Here is a 5538-nt window from a genome sequence, read left to right as displayed (position 1 = left end):
CATCGCCCGCGACCTCGCCCACTGCCACCACGGCACCCTCACCCTCACCCCCCGAACCCCCGCCCCGACCGAGAAATGACAGGCGTCACCCCGGCAGCCCCTGGGAACCGGAAGGCCCGGCGCGCTCTACGCGGCCCACTCCCCGGCGGGGGACCAGGCATCGCCCCCGCCGCCGGGCGAGCCGGCGGGGACGTACCCGTACACGTACACCTGCACCTGCCGCCGCAGCCCCGGAGGGGGACGGCGCCCGGGGCTCAGACCTGGTTCGCGCCGCCGTCGACGAACAGGTTGGCGCCGAGGATGTAACTGCTCTGGTCGGACGCCAGGAACGCGACCAGAGCGGCGACCTCCTCCGGGCGGCCCATCCGGCCTATCGGGGTGGCGCCGCCGAGGTTCGTCCGGGCGGCGGGGGCGTCCTCCTCGCCGAAGAGTTCCGTGATCCCGGTGGTGTCGATCGGGCCCGGGGAGATGGCGTTGACCCTGATGCCGCGCCCCTTGAGTTCGTTGGCCCAGCCCCGCGCGAAGGACCGGACGGCGGCCTTGGACGCCGCGTACACGCTGAACGCTTCCGTACCCCTGTCCGCCGCGGTGGAGGCGTTCAGGATCACCGAGGCGCCTTCGTTGAGCAGCGGCAGCGCCTTCTGCACCGTGAACACCGTGCCGCGCACGTTGACGCCGAAGATCTGGTCGAGCTGCTCCTCGGTGATCTGCTCCAGCGGCGCGAACGAGGCGGTCGCCGCGTTGGCGAAGACCACGTCCAGCCCACGGCCCCGGTCGCGGACCGCGTCGTAGAGCCGGTCCAGGTCGGCCGGATTCGTGATGTCGCCCGCCACGGCGGTGGCCCGCTCCGGCCCGATGGTCCGCACGGCCGCGTCCATTTCGGCCTGTCGCCTTCCGGTGATGAAGACGTGCGCGCCCTCGGCCGCCAGCCGGACCGAGGTGGCCAGGCCGATCCCGGTGTGGCCACCGGTGACGACGGCGGTCCTGCCTTCGAGCTGTCCCATGAGAACGACCTCCACAGAGTTTCGTACCAATCGGTACTGAATGGGAACCTAACACATCCGCACCGTTCGGTACGGAAGAGATAGGCTGGGCCGCGTGGAGAACGAGCAGAGGGCGCCGATCGGCCGACCGAGGGGCTTCGACGCCGAAGAGGCCCTGGAACAGGCCATGCGGGTCTTCTGGGAACAGGGCTACGAAGGCGCCAGCCTCACCGAACTGACCAGCGCCATGGGCATCACCCGCACCAGCATGTACGCGGCCTTCGGCAACAAGGAGGACCTGTTCCGCAAGGCCCTGGAACGCTACGCCGAGGGGCCCGCCTCGTACGTGGCCAGGGCCCTGCGGGAGCCGACCGCCCGGCAGGTGGCCACCGCCATCCTGTGCGGTTCCGTCCGGGCCACGACCCTCCCCGACTGCCCCACCGGCTGCCTCGGCGTCCAGGCCGCGCTCGCCGCGGGCAGTCCAGGCCGCACCACCCGCGACGCGCTCATCGCCTGGCGCAACGACGGCGCCACCCAGCTCGGCGACCGGTTCAGGCGAGCCGTCGACGAGGGCGACCTGCCCCCCGACGCCGATCCCGCCGCGCTCGCGCGCTACCTCATGGCCGTCTCCAACGGCATCGCCGTCCAGGCCGCCGGGGGAGCCACCCGCGAGGGACTCCAGCGAGTGGCCGACATGGCCCTGCTGAACTGGCCACCGGCCTGACCGGCCTGCGACGTGGAGGGCGTCTCACGCACCTCAGGACACAAGAGCGTCGGGCGGCACTCGCTCGCCAGGACAGGACCTGGTACTCCGGTTCATCGGCCTGATCTTCGCCAGGGCCGGAACGCCCGGAACGAAAGACCCTAGACGCTGCTCACCGAGAGCTTGACCGCGAAGCCCAGGAACAGCGCGCCCGCCGCCGTTGTCATGCCCGCCGAGAGGCGCTTGCGGCGGCGGAAGGCGGCGGCCAGGTGGGTGCCGCCGAAGATCAGCGCGGAGAGGTAGAGGGCGCTGGCGAGGTTGGCCAGAAGGCCCAACAGGACGAAGGACAGGGCCGGGTGCGCGTAGCCGGGGTCCACGAACTGCACGAAGAACGAGATGAAGAAGAGGATCGCCTTCGGGTTGAAGAGGCTTATCACCAGGGCCCTGCGGTACGGCCGCTCGACCGCTTCCGGGCCGCCGGTCGCGGCGCCGGTCCCGTTGGCCGAGCCGGTCCCGTTGGCCGGGCGGGTCCCGTGGGTGGCGCCGGTCCCGTCGGTGGCGCCGTCCGCCGAGCGCTCGCGCTCGCCGCGCTCGTCGCGCTCACGCCACAGCGACCACGCCGTGCGCATCATCCCGATCGCCATCCAGGTCAGATAGCCCGCGCCCGCGTACTTGACGATGCCGAACAGCAGCGCGTTGCCCTGGAGCAGCGAGGCGACGCCCGCCGCCGAGAGCACCATCAGGACCGTGTCGCCGCACCAGACACCGGCCGCCGCGCCGTACCCGGCGCGTATCCCGCGCCGCGCCGCGACGGAGAGCACATAGAGCGAGTTCGGTCCCGGCAGCAGGACGATCAGCGCGAGGCCGACCAGATAGGTCGGCAGATCAGTGACACCCAACATGTGGCGGAGTGTGGCATACGTCCTGGCGCGGCCGTGAGCCACGTCCGACCATCGGACAGCTCATCATATGAATTCGGCCCATGTGTGCGTACGCCGAGGAACACCGCCACTGCCCCTTTCCGCACCGGACACCCGGCTCCCGCAGGCCGCCCCGCCGCCCGAGCGGCGAGAACCGGCCAAGGATGACCTTCGGTTCCCGTGGATACGACTGGTCCGCCGGATGCGGCTTGTCCGCGTACCTGGTCCGTCGTCGTACCTGGTCGGTCGTCGTACCTGGTCCGTCGTAGCAGCGAACGTCCACGGGGAACCAGGAGTTACCGAATATCCGCCCTCGTCCCGGGAACCGCTTCTCTTTCTCCGGACGGCCCGCCAGACTTCACCTGCCGGTCGGGCACGGCCGGCCGGGACAACGCACACCGTGGGACACGGGAGAAATAGGGGGACGACATGCTCAGGACATCCGCCCTGCGCGGAGGGCTCGCCGCCACCGCCCTACTGGCGGTGAGCGTGGGCTGCACGGTCCAGCCCGGGGCCGACGGCGCTCCGCCGGACGCCAAGCCGGGCGGCGGCAGCCCGTTGGGGGTGAGCATCGCTCCGCTGCCCGACCCGCCCGTCACCCGGCCCGAGTCGACACCGGCCACCACGTCGCCGACACCCGCCGCCGACCGTACGTCGGCCGCGCCCCCGTCCGCGCCGCCCCGGACCCCGGCCCCGCCGCCGACGCGCCCGAGCCCGAGCGTGCCGAAGCCGGCCACGCTGATGGCGGTGGGCGCGCAGAGCGACCAAGTACGCGAACTCCAGGCCAGGTTGCGGCAGATCGGCCACTTCGACCGCTCCCCCACCGGCTACTACGGCACCGTCACCGCCACCGCCGTATCGTCCTTCCAGGGCAAGCGCGGGCTGCCTCTTACCGGGACGACCGACACCGTCACCTGGCAGCGCCTTCTCGGCATGACGAAACAGCCGACCCGCGACGAGCTGCGCCCGCCGACCGAGAAGCCGGTCGCCAAGCCGGATCCCCGGTGCATGAAGGGGCGGGTGATGTGCATCAGCAAGAAGAGCAGCACGCTCGCGTGGATGGTCGACGGCAAGGTGAAGTCGGCGATGGACGTGCGCTTCGGCTCGGAGTACACACCGACCCGCGAGGGCCTGTTCTCGGTGGGGTGGAAGTCCCGGGACCACGTCTCGACGCTGTACGACTCCCCCATGCCGTACGCGATGTTCTTCAGCGGCGGCCAGGCGGTGCACTACTCGTCGGACTTCGCGGCGCGGGGGTACGAGGGCGCCTCGCACGGGTGCGTCAACGTCCGGGACGAGAAGAAGGTCGCCGCACTGTTCGAGCAGGTCAAGGCAGGTGACAAGGTCGTCATCTACTGGTAGGAACGGCACCCGCCGAGGGAACGAAGCGGCGGGCCCGATCAGTGCGGAGTGGGGCGCGGGCGGGACCGGGGGAACGTGTCCCGCCCGCGCCAGTTGCGCAGAGCCGAAGGTACGGGGGGAACCCCGGCTCATTGCGCGGCCGATGACCAGTCGGCTCACTCAGTACTGCGCCATGGCGCGAAGAAACGTCACACCTGACGTCGCGGCATGCAGAACCAGCAGGTCAGGACGGGTGTGGAGGCGGTGGTTGGCGCCGAGATCACCGGCCGGGGCGACGCGGCGCGGGCCTGCGCCGTTCGGTAGGTGTCCGAGTCCGCTGCCGTTCCCCAAGGACGGCCGCGATCCGCAGGCACCAGTCCCGGTGCTCGCGCTCGAAGGCCAGGCCGCGCAGACCCGTCAGGTACGGACCGATCCGCTCGCCCTCGCGGAGGAACTCCTCCTCGCCCGCGTCGCCGCGCATCCGCCGCAGCAGCTCACCGAGCAGTTCGATCTTCGCCTCGGCCACGGCCGCCCGCTCTTCGAGCTGTTCGATCACCCGCGCCGTACCGACGCGGTCGGCGACCTGGACCTTCACGAGCAGGTCGTCACGGATGGACGAGGGCTTCGACACGGCTGCGGCGAACTCCTCCAGCTCGGCGCGGCCGGCGTCGGTGACCCGGAACAGCCGTTTGTTGGGCCGCGTCTCCTGGACCACTTGGCGGCCCGCGAGCAGCCCTTCCTTCTCCAGCTTGGCCAGCTCGGCGTACAACTGCTGCGGCAGGGCGTGCCAGAAGTTCGCGACACCGATGTCGAACGCCTTCGCCAGCTGGTATCCGCTGTACTCGCCGTCCAGCAGCGCCGCCAGTACCGCATGCCGCAAGGCCATCGAAGCAGCCCCTTCCCTTTCCTCGTCCGACCCCCGCATGATACTCAAGAATCTGACTAGTCATATTCTTGAGTATGTGGAGGGGATCATGGAGACCGCCGAACGTTTCCGCGCCGCCGTGGAGAAGAACGAACTCGCCGCGCTGGACGACCTGTTCACCGAGGACATCCGGCTGTACAGCCCGGTGAAGTTCACGCCCTTCGAGGGCAGGCCCATGGTGCTGGGACTCTTCGGCGTCCTGCTGCGCACCTTCGAGGATTTCAGGTACATCGGGGACTTCGAGGGCACGGCCGAGACCAGCGCCGACGGCGCAGAGGCCCCGTCGGCGATTCTGCTCTTCCGGGCCACCGTGAACGGCAAGCAGATCCATGGAGTGGACCTGCTCCAGTTCGACGAAGGGGGCCGGATCAAGGAGTTCACCGTGATGGTCCGCCCCCAGTCCGCCGTGCACGCCCTGAGCGAGGCGGTACTCGCGGGCCTGGTCGCCGACGGTCTCGTCCCTGCGGCCGTCGACGGCTGAGGCATTCCGGGCACGTGGACGCGCGCGGTCAAGTGCCCCCTGGGCGGCGCGTTCACCTCACGGATGCGCCGACGCCGACAGCCGGGTGGCCCGCTGTCCGGACGCCAGGGGCTCACGCGCCCGGCGGGTCGCCCCCGGGCGCGGGGGATGTCCCGGTGACCGGGATGGCCCAGGCGAGCGGGGCC

Annotated in this window: 6 protein-coding genes; 3 read left to right on the top strand and 3 right to left on the bottom strand. The window is 70.8% G+C overall.

Annotated features, from left to right (window positions below; translation table 11 throughout):
* Positions 1–254: 254 nt before the first annotated feature.
* Entirely contained in the window at positions 255–1004 is a 750-nt protein-coding gene (locus DVH02_RS28035; protein ID WP_114626654.1) for an SDR family NAD(P)-dependent oxidoreductase, read from the bottom strand.
* A gap of 94 nt (positions 1005–1098) precedes the next feature.
* Here DVH02_RS28035 and DVH02_RS28030 point away from each other — a divergent pair, with 94 nt between their 5' ends.
* Positions 1099–1707 (top strand): TetR/AcrR family transcriptional regulator, encoded by a 609-nt coding sequence (locus DVH02_RS28030; protein WP_114626653.1) that lies wholly within the window; start codon positions 1099–1101, stop codon positions 1705–1707.
* Positions 1708–1847: 140 nt separating this feature from the next.
* On the opposite strand, the gene leuE is transcribed toward DVH02_RS28030, so the two are convergent.
* Positions 1848–2588 carry a leucine efflux protein LeuE gene (gene leuE, locus DVH02_RS28025; protein ID WP_114626652.1) on the bottom strand — a complete coding sequence of 247 codons (741 nt, stop codon included), beginning with the start codon at positions 2586–2588 and terminating at the stop codon, positions 1848–1850.
* Positions 2589–3035: 447 nt separating this feature from the next.
* Here leuE and DVH02_RS28020 point away from each other — a divergent pair, with 447 nt between their 5' ends.
* Positions 3036–3968, top strand: coding sequence for a L,D-transpeptidase family protein (locus tag DVH02_RS28020; protein WP_114626651.1), 933 nt, complete (start codon positions 3036–3038; stop codon positions 3966–3968).
* Positions 3969–4227: 259 nt separating this feature from the next.
* On the opposite strand, the gene DVH02_RS28015 is transcribed toward DVH02_RS28020, so the two are convergent.
* A complete protein-coding gene (locus DVH02_RS28015; RefSeq protein WP_114626650.1) occupies positions 4228–4833 on the bottom strand; it encodes a PadR family transcriptional regulator in 606 nt (201 codons plus the stop codon).
* An 88-nt stretch (positions 4834–4921) separates the two neighbouring features.
* Between DVH02_RS28015 and DVH02_RS28010 the strand changes: the two genes are divergently transcribed.
* Positions 4922–5353, top strand: a complete 432-nt coding sequence (locus DVH02_RS28010; protein WP_114626649.1) for a nuclear transport factor 2 family protein — start codon at positions 4922–4924, stop codon at positions 5351–5353.
* Positions 5354–5538 lie beyond the last annotated feature (185 nt).

The organism is Streptomyces corynorhini (assembly GCF_003346515.1).
GTDB classification, from domain to species: Bacteria; Actinomycetota; Actinomycetes; order Streptomycetales; family Streptomycetaceae; genus Streptomyces; species Streptomyces corynorhini.
This window is presented reverse-complemented; position numbering and strand designations above follow the sequence as displayed.